Source organism: Sphingomonas sp. HDW15A (assembly GCF_011301715.1).
Classification (GTDB): domain Bacteria; phylum Pseudomonadota; class Alphaproteobacteria; order Sphingomonadales; family Sphingomonadaceae; genus Sphingomicrobium.
In genome coordinates, this window is the sequence record NZ_CP049870.1 from 1281806 (window position 1) to 1298721 (window position 16916).

The following is a 16916-nucleotide window of genomic DNA, read 5'->3' on the forward strand; positions in this document are numbered from 1 at the left end:
GCTCTCAGTTGGCCTTCGGCTGGAAGCTACGCGACGCGGCCCGACGTACGAGCTCGATATGTAGATTGGCATCCTCGACGGCCCCGCCAAGGTCGGTGTGAACTGTCAGTTCGTCGTTTTGCCCGTGATAGTCCTTGCCCAAAAAGGCCTGTAAGCGTTTCATATCGCTGAAGCTTCCGCCGGCCATGACCATTGGCACCTTCTTCTGGGTAAGCGGCCAGCCGTCTTGCCGTTCAATGAATGGCGCAGCTTCGTCATCGCCGTCCCAGCTACGACCGACTGCGATAGCGGCGTCCTTCACTAGTGGAACGAGCGGCGAATTCTTCTCCGCCACCATGGCGACGGGCATCCCCGCAGACACGACCGCGATCGTGTCGAGGTTAAAACCGGCAACAATCGCACCGAGCGGAAGCGGCGGCTTTTCGGCGAATGCTTTCGCTCCAAGCAGGCCCCATTCCTCTGCTCCGGTGAAAACAAACCATACATCCCGGTCGAGCCTCATCCTGGAGACGCGCGCAGCGACCGCCAGAAGCGCCGCCGTGCCGCTGGCATTGTCCACTGCGCCGTTGCAGATGCGATCGGGCTCGCCGGCCGGACGGCAAAGGCCAAGATGGTCCCAATGCGCCATCAGCACCACAGCCTTGCCGTCGGGATTTCGGCCGGCGACCCTGCCGACGACGTTGTTGCTGCCGGTGGCGCCCATTGCGTTCATGACCCGATGGAATTCCACCTGTCCGCCTGGGTAGCCCGGGGCGTCCTTCGGGACTGCTTTCTTCTGGGCCGGGATGGCGAAGGGCATAAAATAGGAGCCATCCGGCATCCCTGCCGAAACGCCATAGGCGCTCAGCTGGCCGGCGATATAGGCGATCGTCTTCTTTTCCCCTTCCGTGCCCGACATCCTGCCCAGGAAGGTATCGCTGGCCAGGGTCGCGATGAGGCCCCGCATCTCGGAGTCGGCGATCGCGGTGATCACCGGCTCCGGTTCAGGGGCCGGAGCGACGGGGGTGCAGGCCGCGGCAAAAAGCGCGCCCGCAATGTACGCGCGCTTCAGCGCCGCGCCAGCAACCGCCGCGCAGCGTCCACGTGCATCTGCTCGATCATCTGTCCTTCGAATCGCTCGGCTCCACCGGTCGCCGCCGCGACCAGCCGCTCGGCGCGGGCAACTTCGTCCGGAGTCGGCGCGAAGGCAAGACGGCACGGTGCAATCTGATCGGGGTGAATGAGGCTTTTGCCGTCGAAGCCGAACGACCTCCCCTCCCGCGCCTCAGCCGCGAACCCTTCGGCATCGTCGAGCCGGTTGAAAACGCCGTCGAACACCGGCTTTCCCGCCGCCCGAGCGGCAAGGACCACGGTCTGCAACGCAGTGATTAGTGCGCCCCGTCCCGCCGCCGCCGGGAGCCGCAGTTCGGCCGAAAGATCGTTGGTGCCGACGACCAGCGCAGAGGCTTCATGCGCGATCTCGCGGATGTTCATGACCGCTTCGGCGGTCTCGATCATCGCCGCAACCGGCTGGCCGACAATCCTGGCGACCCCATGCAATTCGGCCGCCTTGCCAACCGACGGCACGAGAACCCGGCGGACCGGCGAATGCAGCACCGCCGCAAGGTCCGGGCCGTGATGCACGGTTCCAACTCCGTTGATTCGGATGAATAGCGGAATCGGCCACGGCTCGGCTTCGCCTGCAACCGCAGCCATGGCGGCGTCACGCGCGGCTTCCTTGTCCTCGTCGCGGACCGCATCCTCAAGGTCGAGGACAACAATATCGGCGGCGGACTGGCGCGCCCGGACGATCGCCCCTGCCCTGCTCGCCGGCAGGAACAACATCGCCGGACGGTCGAAAAGATCAGACGTCACGCCGATTTTCCTTCCCCGAGGCGTTCCGGTTTTGCATCATGCCGCAATTCAGCGGGGAAATAACCATGACCACCTTTCTGGCAGTGCTCGTCGTCCTGGCTCTGCTCATCGTGATGATGAGCGTCAAGATCGTTCACCAGGGCCATCGCTACACCATCGAACGCTTCGGCAAGTTCGTTCGCGTCGCGGAGCCCGGCCTGAACCTCGTCACGCCCTTCGTCTACCGGGTCGGCCGGAAGATCAACGTGATGGAGCAGGTGGTCGACATTCCGGGCCAGGAAATCATCACCAAGGACAACGCCATGGTCGCGGTCGATGGCGTGGTCTTCTTCCAGGTCCTCGATGCCGCCAAGGCCGCGTATGAAGTGAGTGACCTCTATTCGGCGATCATGGCGCTCTCGACCACCAACCTGCGCACGGTCATGGGCTCTATGGACCTCGACGAAACTCTTTCGAAGCGCGACGAGATCAACGCCCGTCTGCTCGCCGTCGTCGACCATGCCACCGAGGCGTGGGGCGTGAAGATCACCCGCGTCGAGCTGAAGGACATTCGTCCGCCGCAGGATATTTCCAACGCCATGGCACGCCAGATGAAGGCCGAACGCGAGAAGCGTGCCGCCATCCTGGAGGCGGAGGGCCTTCGCCAGGCCGCGATTCTCGAAGCGGAGGGTGAGAAGCAATCGAAGATCCTGGCGGCCGAGGGCATGAAGGAGGCTGCCTTTCGCGAGGCCGAGGCCCGCGAGCGCGCCGCTCAGGCTGAAGCCAATGCGACCAAGTCGGTCAGCGACGCGATCGAGAACGGCAGCACCCAGGCGATCAATTACTTCATCGCCCAGAAGTATGTCGAAGCGCTCGGCAAGTTCGCCACCTCGCCCAATGCCAAGACCATCCTCTTCCCTGTCGAGGCGACACAGCTGATCGGAACGCTCGGCGGAATCGGCGAGCTCGCCAGGGACGTGCTCGGCAAGGACGCCCAGTCGTCGCCCGGAATCACCACGACCGTCTCGTCGTCCAAGGACAATCGCTAGATGTTCGGCCTCAGCGACGGCTGGCTGTGGGCGATCGCCGGGCTCGTCCTGCTGATCGCCGAAGTCGTCGCGCCTGGCTTCTTCCTTGTCTTCCTCGGCGTCGCGGCGATCGCGACCGGATTGTTCACCTTGCTGTTCGACCTCTCGCTTGCGCCGCAGCTCGCCCTGTTCGTCATCTACACCGCCCTCGCAGTGATGATCGGTAAGCGTTGGTATGCCGAACCAGATACGGCCGACCAGGCGATTTCACTCAACGATCCCGCGCGGCGCCTCGTGGGCCGGACGGCGACCGTCGTCGACCCGATCGACGAGCATGGCGGCCGGGTGCGGCTAGGTGACAGCGAATGGACCGCGCGGGGCGGCCCGGCGGCCACCGGCGACCGCGTCGAAATCATTTCCGTCGAGGGCAATTGCCTTCGTGTCGGTGGAGCGCGGACAATGGCCGCGCCAGTGGGAGAGCGTGATGCGTGAACTTAGCCGGCGGGAATTGCTCGCCGGGACTGGAGCCTTTGCAGGCGCAACCCTGCTTTCGGGCTGCACTTCGACACTTGCCACTCCTTCGCGGGCAATCGGCCCGACCAGCGCCCAGGCGCTTCTCGACTCCATCGCCGAGAATCTCCTGTGGACCGACCCGGAGCAGGCGACTTCGCTCGGTATCGACAAGGGCAGCCGCGCGCCGCTTCGCTCACGCCTCAAGGACCGCTCGGCGGCGGGACAGGACAAGATCGCGTCGATCCTTCGCGCCGACCTTGCTCGTGCCGAGACGCTCGACACCCGCGCCCTCGATGCCTCCACCCGCACGAGCATCGAAGTCATCAAGTCGGCCTATCGCACCTCGCTCGAAGGTTTTGCCCAACCGTACGGCGATGTCGCGGTCGGAAGCTGGCGTAACACGCCCTACGTCGTCATCCAGAACGTCGGCGCCTATCTCGATACGCCGCGTTTCCTCGATGCCGACCACCAGATTGCCAATGCCGCCGATGCCGAGGCCTATGTCGCCCGGCTCGACTCCATGGCGCTCCAGCTCGACGGGGAACTTGCGCGAATTCGCGACGCACGGGGCAAGGGGCTCGTCCCTCCTGCCTTCCTGCTCGACAAGGCGATCGGACAGCTTGGCCAGAGCCTCGACAACGCGAGGAAAGGCGGCGGGTTGGTGGATAGCCTCGTCAACCGCACCCGCGACATTCCGGGCAGCTGGGAAACGCGTTCCCGCGCCATCGTCACCGGTAAAATCGCCCCTGCCCTCGCACTCCAGCTCGAAGAACTGAAGCTGCAGCGGGCCCGAGCGACGATGGACCCCGGCATGTGGGCGCGTCCTGGCGGCGACGCTTATTACGTTTGGGCGCTCAAGGCTTCGACAACGACCGCCATGAGCCCGGAGGAAATCCACCAGATGGGCCGCCGCGAGCTTGCCGAGCTCCAGGCGCGCATGGACGCGATCCTGAAACGCAACGGCTATAACAGTGGCTCGGTGGGGCAGCGGATGGTCGCGCTCGCCAAGGACCCCAAGTACAAGTTCAAGGAAGGCGATCCCGGACGCGCCGAAATTCTCGCCTACATCGGCGAATGGATTTCGAAGTTCCGCGGTTTGACCCCGCGCGGTTTCAACACGCTCGTCCGTGCCAATCTGGAAGTGAAGCGCTTGCCGCCCGAGGAAGAGCCGGGAGCGCCCGGTGCCTATGGCGGCGCGGGCTCGATCGACGGCAGCATTCCCGGCAAGTTCTGGATCAACCTCCACACGACCGATCTGCACCGCCGCTACGACTTGCCGAGCCTCGCCGCGCACGAGGCCATTCCCGGTCACGTGTGGCAGGGCGAATATGCCAACCAGTTGCCGCTCATCCGTACCTTGCTGTCTTTCAACGCTTATTCCGAAGGCTGGGCGCTCTATGCCGAGCAACTGATGGACGAGCTTGGCGCCTATGATGATTTCGAGGTCGGCAAGCTCGGCTACCTGCAGAGCCTGGCCTTCCGCGCCTGCCGGCTGGTGGTCGATACCGGCCTCCACGCCAAGCGCTGGTCACGTCAGCAGGCCGTCCAGTTCTTTGTCGACGAAATCGGCTCAGGCGCGGAAGACGTTGCGCGCGAGGTCGATCGCTACTGCAGCTGGCCGGGCCAGGCCTGCGGCTACAAGGTCGGCCATAGCGAGATCCTTCGCCAGCGGGCGAAGGCGCAGTCGGCGCTTGGCTCGCGCTTCGACCTCAGGGCGTTCAACGATGCGGTGGTCAAGGGCGGCAATGTGCCGATGGACGTGCTCGCAAGGAACGTCGACGGCTACGCCATGATCGGCTGACCGGGATAATAACCTTACGGCCTGCCACGGGTCCCCTTACCACTCGGCTCCACCGGTTTACCAATCCTGGGACCGAGCTTCCCTGTCGAGCTCGCAGGCAAGCCCGCGCTCGATTAAGGCATGGCCTCCGCTACCGCTCCTAGAGTCAGCTTTCCATCCAAAACTGACGCAAAAATCTGTCCTACAGCAGGCAAGACAAGCAATGGAGATCGCCGCTCATTCTCGCCGCGGATCGCTTCCGCAGTCTTAAAATGCCGTACCAAAGTTGCGGCAGGCATTATACCGGAACGTGTCGCAAACTTTGCGAACTTCCGCGCTAGGGCCGCCTCATACCAAGCTTGCCTTCGCCGTTCATTCCTCGCCGAATTTGCCTTCGACAAGCGCGGTGAGCTGCTGCAACGCGTCTTCGCAACTCTCGCCCGAGCAGTAGATGGTGATTTCGTCGCCCATTGCCGCGCCCAGCATCATCAGGCCCATGATCGAGGTGCCGGTCACGCGATTGCCGTCCTTCTCGACCTCGACCGACGCCGGAAGCCCATGCACCAGATTGACGAATTTCGCGCTGGCGCGGGCATGAAGGCCGCGCCGGTTGCTGACGGTGATGGTCCGGTGGCAGCCGCTCAAGCAGCGGCCTCGCCGAGAATCTCGGATGCTACCGAGATATATTTGCGCCCTGCTTCGCGGGCCGCGGCAACTGCGGCGCGAACGCCCATCACCTTTCGCGCGCCTTCGAGGCGGATCAGCATCGGCAAGTTGACCCCGGCAATCACCTCGATGTCGGTCGATTTCATCAGGCTGATGGCCAGGTTGGACGGTGTGCCGCCGAAAAGGTCGGTGAGGATGATCACCCCATCGCCTTCGTTCACTTTCTCGATCGCTTCGGCAATGTCGCCGCGGCGCTTTTCCATGTCGTCGTCGGCATCGATGCAAATGCCCTCGATCCCCTTCTGGGGCCGACCACATGTTCCAGTGCCGTGATGAACTCGACCGCAAGGCGGCCGTGGGTCACCAATACCAATCCGATCATTCACTCACCCGAATTATCCCCCGCCGAATCCGGGCGGGTATCCTCGACGCTGTCACTCGGCCTGGAGGATAGGTCACGATGGCGGATATTCGCTGTAATTCCCGCCGCGTGCAACCGCTCCGCCATTTCGACCGCGGCAGCCACCGAACGGTGGCGCCCCCCAGTACAGCCGAAACCTACCGTCAGGTAGGTTTTGCCAGCGGCCCAATAGCGGGGAATCAGTTCCGCGAGAAGCGCTTCCGTCGAATCCATCATTTGGGCCCATCCCGGGTCGCCCGCGCAATAGTCGCGCACCGCCTGGTCGAGGCCGGTGAGCGGCCGAAGCTCGTCCACCCAATGCGGGTTCGCCACAAAGCGCATGTCGAAAACCAGGTCCGCGGTGCGCGAAATGCCGCGCGCGAATCCGAACGACGCGATGGTGACGATCGGTCGGTCGCGGTCCTCGCCGTAGCGACGGCGAAGCTCTTCGCGCAGCTCGGACGGGGTCAGTTCGGTCGTGTCCAGCACCGAGTCGGCAGCCTGGCGGAGCGCGGCGGTCATCCCCGCTCTCGCGCGATCCCATCTTCGGCCGGCCGGTCCGGGGCCAGCGGATGGCGGCGGCGAGTCTCGTCATATCGGCGAATGAGTTCGGCGCCGGCGCAATCGAGATAGAGGATTTCCGGCCGGACGCCCTCAACCGAGCGAATGATGTCCGGAAGCTTCTCGGCATCGAAGCCGCGGCTTCTGGCGTCCATCCCGACTGCGACTGGGACATTGTGCCCGGATTGCCGCTCCCCGTGAACGAAGTCCGCGAGCAGTGCGACTGGCAGGTTGTCGACGCAGTCCCAGCCCATATCCTCGAGCGCATCGAGCACGGTCGACTTGCCGGCCCCGGACATCCCCGTAACGAGAAGCAGACGAGGGAGGCCCTTTCGGGAAGTCTTGTCCATCACGTCCTGATCCCGAAATGTTCGATCGCCAGCCGCACTTTCGCGGCGGCTGATGCAGTCGTCGGATCGATGCTTACCAGCGGAACCGGAACGGACAGGAACGATCGTTCACGGCTTTCGTCGGGCATGCGATGGACTTCGCTGACCAGCTCGACGGCGAGCGCTACCGGAACGTCGTCCACCCACGGCATGTCGACGATCCCCAGCCCGCGGACTTCCATCTTTCCCTTTATGGTCGCCGGGGCCGACGCGACCAACCGGTCGCCGTCGCGGCGAAGAAGCGTTCGATCGTCGCTGACCAGTGCGAACCCATGGTCGAGCAGCCGCAGCGCGAGGTCCGACTTTCCGGAGCCCGACGGTCCCAGCAGCATCACCGCGCGCCCGTCCTTTGCGACGGTCGTGGCATGAACGTTCTCGGAGGAAAGCCGCGCGGTCACGTCAGGTCTGCCGCCGGCAAGACGATGGTGAAGCGCGCCCCGCTCGGCGCATCCGTACGATCCTCGACATCGATGGTCCCGTCGTGACCTTCGACGATGGCGCGCGCGATGGCCAGACCGAGTCCGCTGTGCCGGCCGAAAAGCTCGCTGTCCGGCCGTACCGAGTGGAAGCGGTTGAAGATGGCTTCCTTTAACTCGTCGGGAACTCCGGGACCCTCGTCGTCGACTCGAATCAGGATGTTGTCGCCAACATGGATTGCGGCAATTTCGACCAACCCGCCGGACGGCGAGAAGCTGATGGCATTGTCGACGATATTGTCGATCGCCCGGGCCAGCCGTGCCGGTTCGCCCATCACCACCGCTGTGGCCTTGCGCGGACGTGCGAAGGCGATCCGAACGTTGCCCGTTTCCCGGCGTTGCTCCCAGACCCCGACCAGTTGTTCAATCAACTGGCCGAGGTCGACTTCCTCGAAACTGGCGCGGGCAAGTTCGGCATCTGTCCTCGCCGCCTCCCCAACGTCGCCGATCAACCGGTCGAGCCGGTTGACGTCCTGGCGAATGACGTCGGTCAGCTGCCGCTTCAGTTCCGGATCGTCGACACGCTCCAGGCTGTCGACTGCGCTTCGAAGCGATGCCAGCGGATTCTTCAGTTCGTGGGTCACGTCGGCCGCGAACGCCTCGATATTGTCGATTCGCATGCGTAGCGATTGGCTCATGTCGCTGACCGCCCGAGCCAGTGTGCCGATCTCGTCGCGGCGCGAGGGTAGTCGGGGCACCCGCACCTCTCGCGCCCGGCCGAGACGCACGCGGTGAGCGGCCAGCGCGATCCTTCGCAGCGGGCGAACGATCGTCCGGGCGAGGAACAGCGACAGCAGGACCGACAGGATCGTCGCGAGAGCGAGGGCGATTCCCAGCGCGCCGCGCTGGCTGCGAACGGTTCGCGTCAGGTCACGATCGTTCTTGGTGACTAGAAGGCGGGAGCCGTCGGCAAGCAGCGACGTACTCACGAACACAGGGGTGAGGTCCGGCGCGTTGCGAATGGTTACAACCGGTTTCGGCCCGGCCGAAGCAAGGATCGGCCAGGCGCCGGCACTGTCTTGAGCGGGTTCCGCGAAATCCGGCGGCGTTTTCGCGCCAACCAGGAAATTGAAACCGCGATCGAGCGCCCGGGCAACATCCTTGCGCCATTTTTCCGTCGCCGGGTCGCGCAAGCGATACGCCGGTTCGCCAATATCGAAACTGTCGGCGGTTTTCTTCCCCGCGGCATCGTAAAGCCGCAGCCGAGCACCATTCGCCGTGCCGATTTCACTCAAAAGCGCCTCGCGCTCGCCGCTCGCCGTCCGGTTGATGGCTTCGGCGGAAATCGCGGTTTCGCTATCCAGCCGATCAAGCCGTTCTTCCGTAATGCGGTTGCGGTAAGAATCGAGGTAGAGAATCGACAGTGCGAAAATCACGAGTGTCAGCACGTTCACCGCCAGTATGCGGTGCGTGAGCGTCCACCGCCCCGACCAGGTCAGGGCCAAGTCGCTCTCGTCATTCCTCGCTGAATTTGTAACCGACGCCATAAAGGGTCTCGATGCCGTCGAACTTGTCGTCGACGGCGCGGAACTTGCGGCGAATCCGCTTGATGTGGCTGTCAATCGTGCGATCATCGACGTAGACGTCGTCCTGATAGGCGACGTCAAGAAGCTGGTTACGCGACTTTACTACTCCAGGCCTTTGCGCGAGCGCCTCGAGGATGAGGAATTCCGTCACGGTCAGGGTGACGTCCTTGCCGTCCCACAGGATCTTGTGGCGTGCAGGGTCCATCACGAGACGCCCACGCTCCAGCAATTCCTCGGCAGCGCCTTCGCTTTCCTTCGCCACCTGCCCGCGTTCGAGATCGCGGCGACGCAGGATCGCGCGGATACGGGCAACGAGAAGGCGCTGCGAAAACGGCTTGGCGATATAATCGTCGGCGCCCATCGCGAGGCCGAGTGCCTCATCCAGTTCATCATCCTTCGACGTTAGGAAAATGACCGGCATTGCACCAACGGTGCCGCCCATCTCGCGGACCCGGCGGAGGAGTTCCATGCCGTCCATCTGTGGCATCTTGATATCGAAGACGGCCAAATCGGGTGGATTTTCGGCGAATGCCTTCAATGCGGTTGCACCATCGGAATAGACGCGCGTCACGAAACCTTCCGCCTGGAGCGCGATGGAAACCGAAGTAAGGATGTTGCGGTCGTCGTCGACGAGCGCGATGGCGTGACTCATGCCCTACCCTTCACGAGCGAGACCAGCCGATACCGAGCCGCTGCGAGGGTGACAAGCGACGAGGCGTTTTGACCGAACCAGCAATCGTCGGTATAGCGAGCAAAGGGAGTGGCGGCGGTCCGATTGGGGCGCCGCCCTCATGCTATTTACACGCCTATGGCCAAATGAAGGGGAGTCACGACGTGAGCGAGCGTATTCCTGCGCACAAGCTGGATGCACAGGGCATCGAAACCCGCGCCGAACTGCATTGGAACCTGACGACCGCGCCTTTGGTCGAGGACGCGGTGCGCCGGGGCGAAGGCCAACTTACCAAGGACGGTGCACTGCTGGTCGATACGGGCAAGTTCACCGGACGCAGCGTCAAGGACAAATATGTCGTTCGCGATGCAACCACGGAAGACACGATCAACTGGGGCGCAATCAACCAGCCGATGACGACCGAGCATTGGGCGACGCTCAAGGCCGACTTCCTCGCCGCGCTCAAGGCGAAGGACGAGTTGTACGTCGCCGACCTCTATGGCGGCAGCCAGCCTGAATATCGCGTCAACGTGCGCGTCATCACGCAGATGGCATGGCACAACCTGTTCGTGCGCACCCTGCTGGTTCGTCCGGATGCGAGCGAGCTGCCAAGCTTCGTGCCCGAATACACGATCATCAACCTGCCGAGCTTCAAGGCCGACCCGGAGCGGCACGGCTGCCGCAGCGACACGGTGATCGCGGTCAACTTCACGGAGAAGATGATCCTTATCGGCAACACCGAATATTCGGGCGAGATGAAGAAGGGCGTGTTCGGCCTTTTGAACTTCCTGCTTCCGGCGCAGGGCGTGATGCCGATGCACTGCTCGGCCAACATCGGCGCTGACGGCAAGAGCGCGATCTTCTTCGGGCTCAGCGGCACCGGAAAGACCACCCTGTCGGCCGATGCCAGCCGCACTTTGATCGGCGACGACGAGCATGGCTGGTCCGACACGGCTGTCTTCAACTTCGAGGGCGGCTGCTACGCCAAGATGATCAACCTCTCGGCCGAGGGCGAGCCGGAAATTTACGCGACCACCAAGATGTTCGGCACGATCCTTGAGAATGTGGCGATGGATCCGGTCACTCGCGAGCTCGACTTCACCGACGCCAGCAAGACCGAGAATACGCGCGGCGCCTATCCGATCGAGTTCATCCCGAACACGAGCAGGGAGAATCTCGGGCCGCCGCCGTCGACGATCATCTTCCTGACGGCTGATGCGTTCGGGGTCCTCCCGCCGATCTCGCGTCTGACTCCGGACCAGGCGATGTATCACTTCCTGTCAGGCTACACCGCCAAGGTCGCCGGAACAGAGATCGGCGTGACCGAGCCGCAGGCGACCTTCTCGACCTGCTTCGGCGCCGCCTTCATGCCGCGCCCGCCGAGCGTTTACGGCAATCTGCTCAAGAAGCGCATCGCCGACGGAGGGGCGCAATGCTGGCTGGTCAACACCGGCTGGACCGGCGGCAAGTATGGCGTCGGCAAGCGCATGCCGATCAAGGCGACCCGCGCGCTCTTGAACGCCGCACTCGACGGAAGCCTCAACCAAGTCGAGTTCCGCAAGGACGCGAACTTCGGGTTCGAGGTTCCGGTAGAAGTACCGGGTGTCGACACCGCGATCCTCGACCCGCGCAGCACTTGGGCGGACAAGGACGAGTATGACCGCACAGCGGCCAAGCTCGTCGACCTGTTCGTCGAGAATTTCGCCGAGTTCGCTCCGCACGTGGAAGAAGGCGTCAGGCAAGCGGGGCCGCAACAAACCGCCAGCGCCGCCGCCTGACTCGCCCGGTCATCTCTGGATCGGGCTCTTCGACAAGAAGGTCCGATCCAATGACCGATGCCGTTAAATCCTGGCCAGTACGCCATTTCGACAGTGAGGAAGCCGTCGCCCGCGTGGGCGAAGGCCTGTTGTCGCGCACCCTGCCCCGCTCCGAATGGACTCACGAGGCTCACCTCGCGGCAACCACCTATCTGCTCTTGAAGCGCCCGGAGATCGACCTCGATACCGAACTCCCTGGGCTGATCCGCCGCTACAATGAAAGCGTCGGCGGCGTGAATAGCGACACCGAGGGCTATCACGACACAATCACGCGTGCTTACCTCTACGGAATTCGCCTTTTTCTCAATGAAGCCGACCCAAGCGCGCCGATTCACGAACTGGTCAACGAACTGCTTCACTCTCCGATGGGAAAGCGCGACTGGCCCCTGCGGTTCTGGTCGCGCGAGCGCCTGTTCAGCGTCGACGCGAGGCGCAGTTTCGTCCACCCGGATCTGGCGGCACTTCCCTAAGCAAAGGCTTGCCCTGCGCGGCCCTCACGACGCAAGGATCAGCGATGCCACGCGAGGTCACCAGTTTTTCGAACGAAACCGTCAAACGGATACGCGCGCTTCGGGACAAGAAGGCGCGCAAGTCCCAGGGACTGTTCCTAGCCGAGGGCTTGCGGATCATTGCCGAAGCCCGAGACTGCGGCTTCCTGCCCGAGATCGTGGTCTTCGCCAGGGGCCAACCGCTTCACCCGCTCGCAGCCTCGATCGTCGCGGATGCTGAAGCGAAGGGCGCTGACGTCATCGAAACGACACCCGCGATCCTTTCAAAAATGAGCGGCAAGGACAATCCGCAAGCGATCCTGGGGGCCTTTCGGCAACCCGACACTTCATTGGCCTCTATCAACCGTGACGCGTCGCCGCTGTGGATCGTGGCGCAATCACTTCGCGACCCGGGCAATATCGGCACCATCCTTCGCACTAGCGATGCGGTGGCGGCCGGAGGTCTGATCCTCATCGACGATCACGCCGACCCTTATTCGGTCGAGGCGGTGCGGGCCTCGATGGGTGCTATCTTCACCCAAGCAGTCGCCACTACGCGGTGGGAGGAATTCATCGCCTGGCTCCGTTCAGGAAAGGGCCAGCTCGTCGGGACCAGTCTGAAGACCGATACCGATTATCTGGATGCGGAGTACGAACAACCCTGCTTCCTGCTGATTGGCAACGAAAGTCAGGGCCTGCCGCCCGCATACGAGGATGAATGCGACCTGCTTGTGAAGATGCCAATGCTTGGCAAGGCCGACAGCCTCAACGCGGCGATCGCGGCGGCCGTTATGTCTTTTCACATCCGCAGCGCATGGCGGAACGCCCCATGAAAAGGAAAGGGAAGTCGGGAATGAAACGGATCTCGTTGCTTTTGCCGCTGGCGCTCGCCGCCGCCTGCGCCCCGATTGACGATCCTTATTACGGAGGCGGCTATCCGCCTGAGCCTTATCCGCCTTCGTCGCCCTACCCGCCGGAACCTTACCCGCCCTATCCGCAGCCGGGCTATCCGACGCCGCCGCCCCCGTCCTATCCGACGGCGGAGCGCTATCGGGCCATCGGGACCGAGCCCTTCTGGGATCTCCGCATCGGCCGCGAGCTCGTGTTCACCGACCGCGGCACAAATTTCACGGTTACACAGCCCGCGCCGCAACCGATCATCGGTTTCGCCGGTGAAATCTACCGGACACCGCGGATCGAGGTGAACATCACCCACACCAATTGCTCCGACGGAATGAGCGACCGAACCTATCCCGACACCGTCCGCGTCCGGGTCGACGGCCGCGACTATCGCGGCTGCGGAGCGGCGTCTTCATTCTTCTCGTCGTTCGACGAGCGTGGCGAGCCCGTGCCGCCGATGACCGATCCCGGCGATGCCGTTCCACTCGACCGGACGCGCTGGCGAGTGGTTTCCGTCAATGGGCGCCCGACTCCGCGCACAGACGATTTTTCGATGCAGTTCGAAGATGGTCGGCTGAGCGCGAAGTTCGGCTGCAACGGGATGGGTGCTAGCTACACGCAGTCCGGCGCAACGCTGGATGCCGGTCCGGTGATGGGCACGAAGATGGCCTGTCCCGACATGAGCTGGGAGACTCAAGGCGGAGCAATCCTCGGCCAAGTGATGACCGTGCGGATGATTGACCGCAATCGAGTCACGCTGGACAGCAGCGCGGGAACGATCGAACTGGTGCGCAGCTAGGCCGCCGCGTCGTCCTCATTCGCACTTGGCTTCGGCCCGGCGAGCTTGGTCATCGTACGGGGCACCGCCTGCACTGGAGAAAGGTCGGGCAGTTCCTTGGCGCTTCCGGCGCCATATTCCTCGAACCTCTTGGCCTGCGTCAGCACCTGGCTCTCAAGGCTACCGACCATCTTGTTGTACGCATTGTTCGCGCGTTCGAGGTTGAGCCCGACAGACGCGACATGATCAGCCATCGTCGCCAGCCGGCTGTGAAGCTCGCGTCCCAACGCAGCGATCTTGCCGGCTTCCTTGGCCAGCGTTTCCTGCCGCCACACGCTGGCCACCGTCCGCGCGATGGCGACGAGGTTGGTCGGGGTCGCGAGAAGCACCTTTTTCTCGAAGGCCCATTCCCAAAGTCCATGATCCTGCTCCAGCGCGGCAGTGAGGAAATGCTCACCGGGGATGAACATCACGACATAGTCGGCCGAATCTTCGAACTGCGCCCAGTAGGACTTCGACCCAAGCTGCTGAGCATGATTGCGCATCGATGCGACGTGCGCGCGCAAGTGGCCGGCACGGCGCTCATCGTCCGCTTCTTCCGACGCGTCGAGGAAAGCGTTCAGGGAGCATTTGGCGTCGATTACAAGCTTGCGGCCGCCCGGCAGGTTGACGATCACGTCCGGGCGAAGCCGTCCATCATTGGTGTCCACGCTGACTTCCGTCTGGAAATCGGCATGCTCGACGAGCCCGGCCTGCTCCAGCACATTGCGAAGGCTCTGCTCGCCCCAGCGGCCGCGCGCCTTGGGGGATGAGCGCAGCGCGTTGACGAGATTGCGGGTCTCATCGCGCACCCGTCCCTGCCCTTCGCGGACCTGCTCCACCACCGCCTTCAGGCCCGCATAATGGTCGACCCGCTCTTTCTCGACTCGCTGAAGGCCCTCTTCGTAGCGCTTGAGAGTCGTCTCGACCGGCTGAAGCAATGCCTTCAACTTGGCCTCGCTCTGCTCGTCAGCCTTGGTGAATCGCTCGCCGGCCTTTTCCAGGAAATCCTTTTGTGCCTTCTGGAGCAGCTGATCGCCAACCTCGCGCATCTGGCGGATCAGGGCGTCCTTGGATTCCTGCAGGTCCTTCATCCGCGCGTCGAAGTTCCGGGCGTCAGCCTGAAGCGCCGCCAATTCACGCGCAGTGAGCTCGTTCGCGGACCGGATCCGCTCAACCTCCTCGCGCGCGGCATCGCGCTCCTCGCGAATGCCGTCGAGCTGCAGACGAAGGGCCTCAGCGGTCGCCTTGCCCTGCTCGCCGCCACGGCTTCCAAGCAGCCAGCCGATGACTCCGCCTGCGAGGAGCGCGAGAATTACAAAGCCGATCGTCAACTCGTCCAAGCGAGCCTCCCCAAAGCGGAACGAAATGCGAACCTACGCGCGCTGCCGCCCCGGCTCAAGCGGAACATCGCCGCCTTCCCCGGGTTGGCCAGAAAAGGAGAGCGTCATGTCCATACGCAAGATGATTTCGCTTCACCCTGACGTGGTGAAGTCCGGCCACGTCAATCAGGCTCTGGGCGATGCCGTTCACCACGCCATGTATTGCGCGAAAATGTGCCTGTCCTGCGCTGACGCCTGCGCAGCGGAGGGCATGGACATGAGCCAGTGCATTCGCGTGTGCTCGGACTGCGCGGACATTTGCGAAACGACGACCCGGCTCGGTCTTCGCAGGACCGGTTCGAACGACCATTTGCTCGTCGAGATGCTCGAACTTTGCGCGCGTGCTTGCGAGGAATGCGCGGCCGAGTGCGAAACGCACGACCATGAGCATTGCCGGCTCTGCGCGACTATGTGCCGGGAATGCGCCGCCGACTGCCGCCGCGCGGCGGAGTCGATCACGCCCGCAAGCTAGGCTGCGTGGAGCGCGCGCTCTTTCCGGGTCTTCGCGAGCTTCTTCAGCACCATATCGCGCTTAAGCTTCGACAAATGGTCGATGAACAGCACACCTTCCAGGTGATCCATTTCGTGCTGAAGGCATACGGCGAGTAGACCATCGAGTTCTTCCTCGTGGCGCTCGCCATTCTCGTCGAGCCAGCGGGCCTTGACGCGATCGGGACGCATGACGTCGGCGTATTGGTCGGGCACCGAAAGGCAGCCCTCCAGATATGGCACCTCATGATCCGATGTCTCAAAAATCTCCGGATTGATGAAGACTCGCGGCTCCTTGATCACCGGGCTCTTGGGATCGTCGGGATTTTCAGGCTCCTGGAGATCCATCACCAGCAGGCGTATGGGAACGCCGACCTGGACTGCGGCGAGACCGATGCCCGGCGCGTCGTACATCGTTTCGAACATGTCGGCGATCAGCGCCCGAGTTTCGTCGGTCACCGCCTCGACCGGTTTCGAGATCTGGCGGAGCATCGGATCGGGCGTTTCGTAAATCTTCAGGATTGCCATGCGGGCGATTTAGTCTTTCGAAGCAATGGGTTCAAGCGACTGGGCGGCGGGCACGAAGGGCTTGGGCAAGCGTTCCCTCGTCGAGGTAGTCGAGTTCTCCGCCAACCGGAAGACCGTGGGCCAACTGCGTGATTCGGATAGGGAAGTTCTCTAGACGCTCCGCCAGGTAATGGGCCGTCGTCTGACCCTCCAGCGTGGCATTCATCGCCAGGACGACCTCATCGATGCCGCCAGCCGAAAGCCTCCGAATCAGCCTATCGATGGTCAAATCCTCGGGTCGAACGCCCTCGAGCGCGCTCAGCCGCCCGCCGAGCACATGATAGCGGCCGGGAAATAGGCGCGAGCGGTCGAGCGCCCACAGGTCGGCCACCTCTTCGACCACGCACAGCATCTTGTCCTCGCGGCGCGGGTCGCGGCAGATCGTGCACGGATCGGACGTGTCGACGTTGCCGCAGGTCGTGCAGGTTGAAAGCGTCTCCGACACCGCCTGAAGCGCAGCCAGCAGCGGTTCAAGCGCCGCCTCGCGCTTCTTCATCAAGTGGAGAACCGCCCGGCGCGCCGATCGAGGGCCGAGGCCGGGAAGCCGGGCCAGCGCCTGGGTCAGCACTTCGATCTGGTGGGACGCCATGCAAGCGACTGATAGGGGGATATGC

At 63.4% G+C, this 16916-nt stretch carries 17 protein-coding genes and 2 pseudogenes; 8 read left to right on the forward strand and 11 right to left on the reverse strand.

The features are described 5' to 3' along the window. Window positions 1–4: 4 nt before the first annotated feature. Together G7076_RS06605 and G7076_RS06610 are read right to left on the reverse strand one after the other, a co-directional pair. Window positions 5–973, reverse strand: a complete 969-nt coding sequence (locus tag G7076_RS06605; RefSeq protein ID WP_166201431.1) for a M20/M25/M40 family metallo-hydrolase — start codon at window positions 971–973, stop codon at window positions 5–7. 74 nt (window positions 974–1047) lie between these two features. Then, window positions 1048–1854, reverse strand: coding sequence for a CoA ester lyase (locus G7076_RS06610; protein ID WP_346774081.1), 807 nt, complete (start codon window positions 1852–1854; stop codon window positions 1048–1050). 65 nt (window positions 1855–1919) lie between these two features. Here G7076_RS06610 and G7076_RS06615 point away from each other — a divergent pair, with 65 nt between their 5' ends. The 3 genes from G7076_RS06615 to G7076_RS06625 are packed head-to-tail and all read left to right on the forward strand — an operon-like array spanning window position 1920 to window position 5175. Next, window positions 1920–2882 carry an SPFH domain-containing protein gene (locus G7076_RS06615; RefSeq protein ID WP_166201433.1) on the forward strand — a complete coding sequence of 321 codons (963 nt, stop codon included), beginning with the start codon at window positions 1920–1922 and terminating at the stop codon, window positions 2880–2882. Next, window positions 2883–3353 (forward strand): NfeD family protein, encoded by a 471-nt coding sequence (locus G7076_RS06620; RefSeq protein WP_166201435.1) that lies wholly within the window; start codon window positions 2883–2885, stop codon window positions 3351–3353. It begins immediately after the preceding gene. Then, entirely contained in the window at window positions 3346–5175 is a 1830-nt protein-coding gene (locus tag G7076_RS06625; protein WP_166201437.1) for a DUF885 domain-containing protein, read from the forward strand. Before G7076_RS06620 ends, G7076_RS06625 begins: the two co-directional genes overlap by 8 nt. Window positions 5176–5526: 351 nt before the next feature. Here G7076_RS06625 and G7076_RS06630 read toward each other — a convergent pair whose 3' ends face one another. The 6 genes and pseudogenes from G7076_RS06630 to G7076_RS06655 all read right to left on the reverse strand — a co-directional run bounded on the left by G7076_RS06630 (window position 5527) and on the right by G7076_RS06655 (window position 9824). Beyond that, window positions 5527–5799, reverse strand: a complete 273-nt coding sequence (locus tag G7076_RS06630; protein ID WP_166201439.1) for an HPr family phosphocarrier protein — start codon at window positions 5797–5799, stop codon at window positions 5527–5529. Then, window positions 5796–6202: pseudogene (locus G7076_RS06635) on the reverse strand (PTS sugar transporter subunit IIA). Before G7076_RS06635 ends, G7076_RS06630 begins: the two are co-directional and overlap by 4 nt. Then, window positions 6203–7131: pseudogene (gene rapZ / locus G7076_RS06640) on the reverse strand (RNase adapter RapZ). It lies immediately after the preceding pseudogene. Then, window positions 7131–7568 (reverse strand): HPr kinase/phosphatase C-terminal domain-containing protein, encoded by a 438-nt coding sequence (locus G7076_RS06645; protein WP_166201441.1) that lies wholly within the window; start codon window positions 7566–7568, stop codon window positions 7131–7133. The pseudogene rapZ and the gene G7076_RS06645 overlap by 1 nt, the downstream one beginning before the upstream one ends. Beyond that, window positions 7565–9133 (reverse strand): ATP-binding protein, encoded by a 1569-nt coding sequence (locus tag G7076_RS06650; protein WP_166201443.1) that lies wholly within the window; start codon window positions 9131–9133, stop codon window positions 7565–7567. The genes G7076_RS06645 and G7076_RS06650 overlap by 4 nt, the downstream gene beginning before the upstream one ends. Further along, entirely contained in the window at window positions 9102–9824 is a 723-nt protein-coding gene (locus G7076_RS06655; RefSeq protein ID WP_166201445.1) for a response regulator transcription factor, read from the reverse strand. Before G7076_RS06655 ends, G7076_RS06650 begins: the two co-directional genes overlap by 32 nt. Window positions 9825–9988: 164 nt before the next feature. On the opposite strand from G7076_RS06655, the gene G7076_RS06660 reads away from it, so the two are divergent. Genes G7076_RS06660 through G7076_RS06675 form a run of 4 tightly spaced genes read left to right on the forward strand, consistent with a single transcriptional unit; the run spans window position 9989 to window position 13846 of the window. Further along, window positions 9989–11620, forward strand: a complete 1632-nt coding sequence (locus G7076_RS06660) for a phosphoenolpyruvate carboxykinase (protein WP_206367509.1) — start codon at window positions 9989–9991, stop codon at window positions 11618–11620. Between the two features lie 50 nt (window positions 11621–11670). Further along, window positions 11671–12129, forward strand: coding sequence for a hypothetical protein (locus G7076_RS06665; RefSeq protein WP_166201449.1), 459 nt, complete (start codon window positions 11671–11673; stop codon window positions 12127–12129). A 44-nt stretch (window positions 12130–12173) separates the two neighbouring features. Then, window positions 12174–12980, forward strand: coding sequence for an RNA methyltransferase (locus G7076_RS06670; protein ID WP_166201451.1), 807 nt, complete (start codon window positions 12174–12176; stop codon window positions 12978–12980). Window positions 12981–13000: 20 nt separating this feature from the next. Then, complete coding sequence (locus G7076_RS06675; RefSeq protein ID WP_166201453.1) at window positions 13001–13846, forward strand: META domain-containing protein; 846 nt, start codon at window positions 13001–13003, stop codon at window positions 13844–13846. Here the strand turns inward: G7076_RS06675 and rmuC are convergent. Further along, window positions 13843–15207: a DNA recombination protein RmuC gene (gene rmuC, locus G7076_RS06680; protein ID WP_240913732.1), complete on the reverse strand. Its 1365-nt coding sequence runs from the start codon at window positions 15205–15207 to the stop codon at window positions 13843–13845. The two genes, G7076_RS06675 and rmuC, sit on opposite strands and share 4 nt — an antisense overlap. 106 nt (window positions 15208–15313) lie before the next feature. Between rmuC and G7076_RS06685 the strand changes: the two genes are divergently transcribed. Continuing rightward, window positions 15314–15718 (forward strand): four-helix bundle copper-binding protein, encoded by a 405-nt coding sequence (locus tag G7076_RS06685; protein WP_166201455.1) that lies wholly within the window; start codon window positions 15314–15316, stop codon window positions 15716–15718. Here G7076_RS06685 and def read toward each other — a convergent pair. Together def and recR are read right to left on the reverse strand one after the other, a co-directional pair. Further along, a complete protein-coding gene (def, locus tag G7076_RS06690) occupies window positions 15715–16263 on the reverse strand; it encodes a peptide deformylase (protein WP_166201457.1) in 549 nt (182 codons plus the stop codon). The genes G7076_RS06685 and def overlap by 4 nt on opposite strands. A gap of 31 nt (window positions 16264–16294) precedes the next feature. Further along, window positions 16295–16891 (reverse strand): recombination mediator RecR, encoded by a 597-nt coding sequence (recR, locus tag G7076_RS06695; RefSeq protein WP_166201459.1) that lies wholly within the window; start codon window positions 16889–16891, stop codon window positions 16295–16297. Window positions 16892–16916: the final 25 nt, after the last annotated feature.

Excerpts from the sequence above, each read along its gene's own strand:
- G7076_RS06615 (WP_166201433.1), top strand. The coding sequence starts at position 1,920 with ATGACCACCTTTCTGGCAGTGCTCGTCGTCCTGGCTCTGCTCATCGTG.
- G7076_RS06620 (WP_166201435.1), top strand. The coding sequence starts at position 2,883 with ATGTTCGGCCTCAGCGACGGCTGGCTGTGGGCGATCGCCGGGCTCGTC.
- G7076_RS06625 (WP_166201437.1), top strand. The coding sequence starts at position 3,346 with ATGCGTGAACTTAGCCGGCGGGAATTGCTCGCCGGGACTGGAGCCTTT.
- G7076_RS06650 (WP_166201443.1), bottom strand. The coding sequence starts at position 9,133 with ATGGCGTCGGTTACAAATTCAGCGAGGAATGACGAGAGCGACTTGGCC.
- G7076_RS06655 (WP_166201445.1), bottom strand. The coding sequence starts at position 9,824 with ATGAGTCACGCCATCGCGCTCGTCGACGACGACCGCAACATCCTTACT.
- G7076_RS06660 (WP_206367509.1), top strand. The coding sequence starts at position 9,989 with ATGAAGGGGAGTCACGACGTGAGCGAGCGTATTCCTGCGCACAAGCTG.
- G7076_RS06665 (WP_166201449.1), top strand. The coding sequence starts at position 11,671 with ATGACCGATGCCGTTAAATCCTGGCCAGTACGCCATTTCGACAGTGAG.
- G7076_RS06670 (WP_166201451.1), top strand. The coding sequence starts at position 12,174 with ATGCCACGCGAGGTCACCAGTTTTTCGAACGAAACCGTCAAACGGATA.
- G7076_RS06675 (WP_166201453.1), top strand. The coding sequence starts at position 13,001 with ATGAAACGGATCTCGTTGCTTTTGCCGCTGGCGCTCGCCGCCGCCTGC.
- G7076_RS06685 (WP_166201455.1), top strand. The coding sequence starts at position 15,314 with ATGTCCATACGCAAGATGATTTCGCTTCACCCTGACGTGGTGAAGTCC.
- def (WP_166201457.1), bottom strand. The coding sequence starts at position 16,263 with ATGGCAATCCTGAAGATTTACGAAACGCCCGATCCGATGCTCCGCCAG.
- recR (WP_166201459.1), bottom strand. The coding sequence starts at position 16,891 with ATGGCGTCCCACCAGATCGAAGTGCTGACCCAGGCGCTGGCCCGGCTT.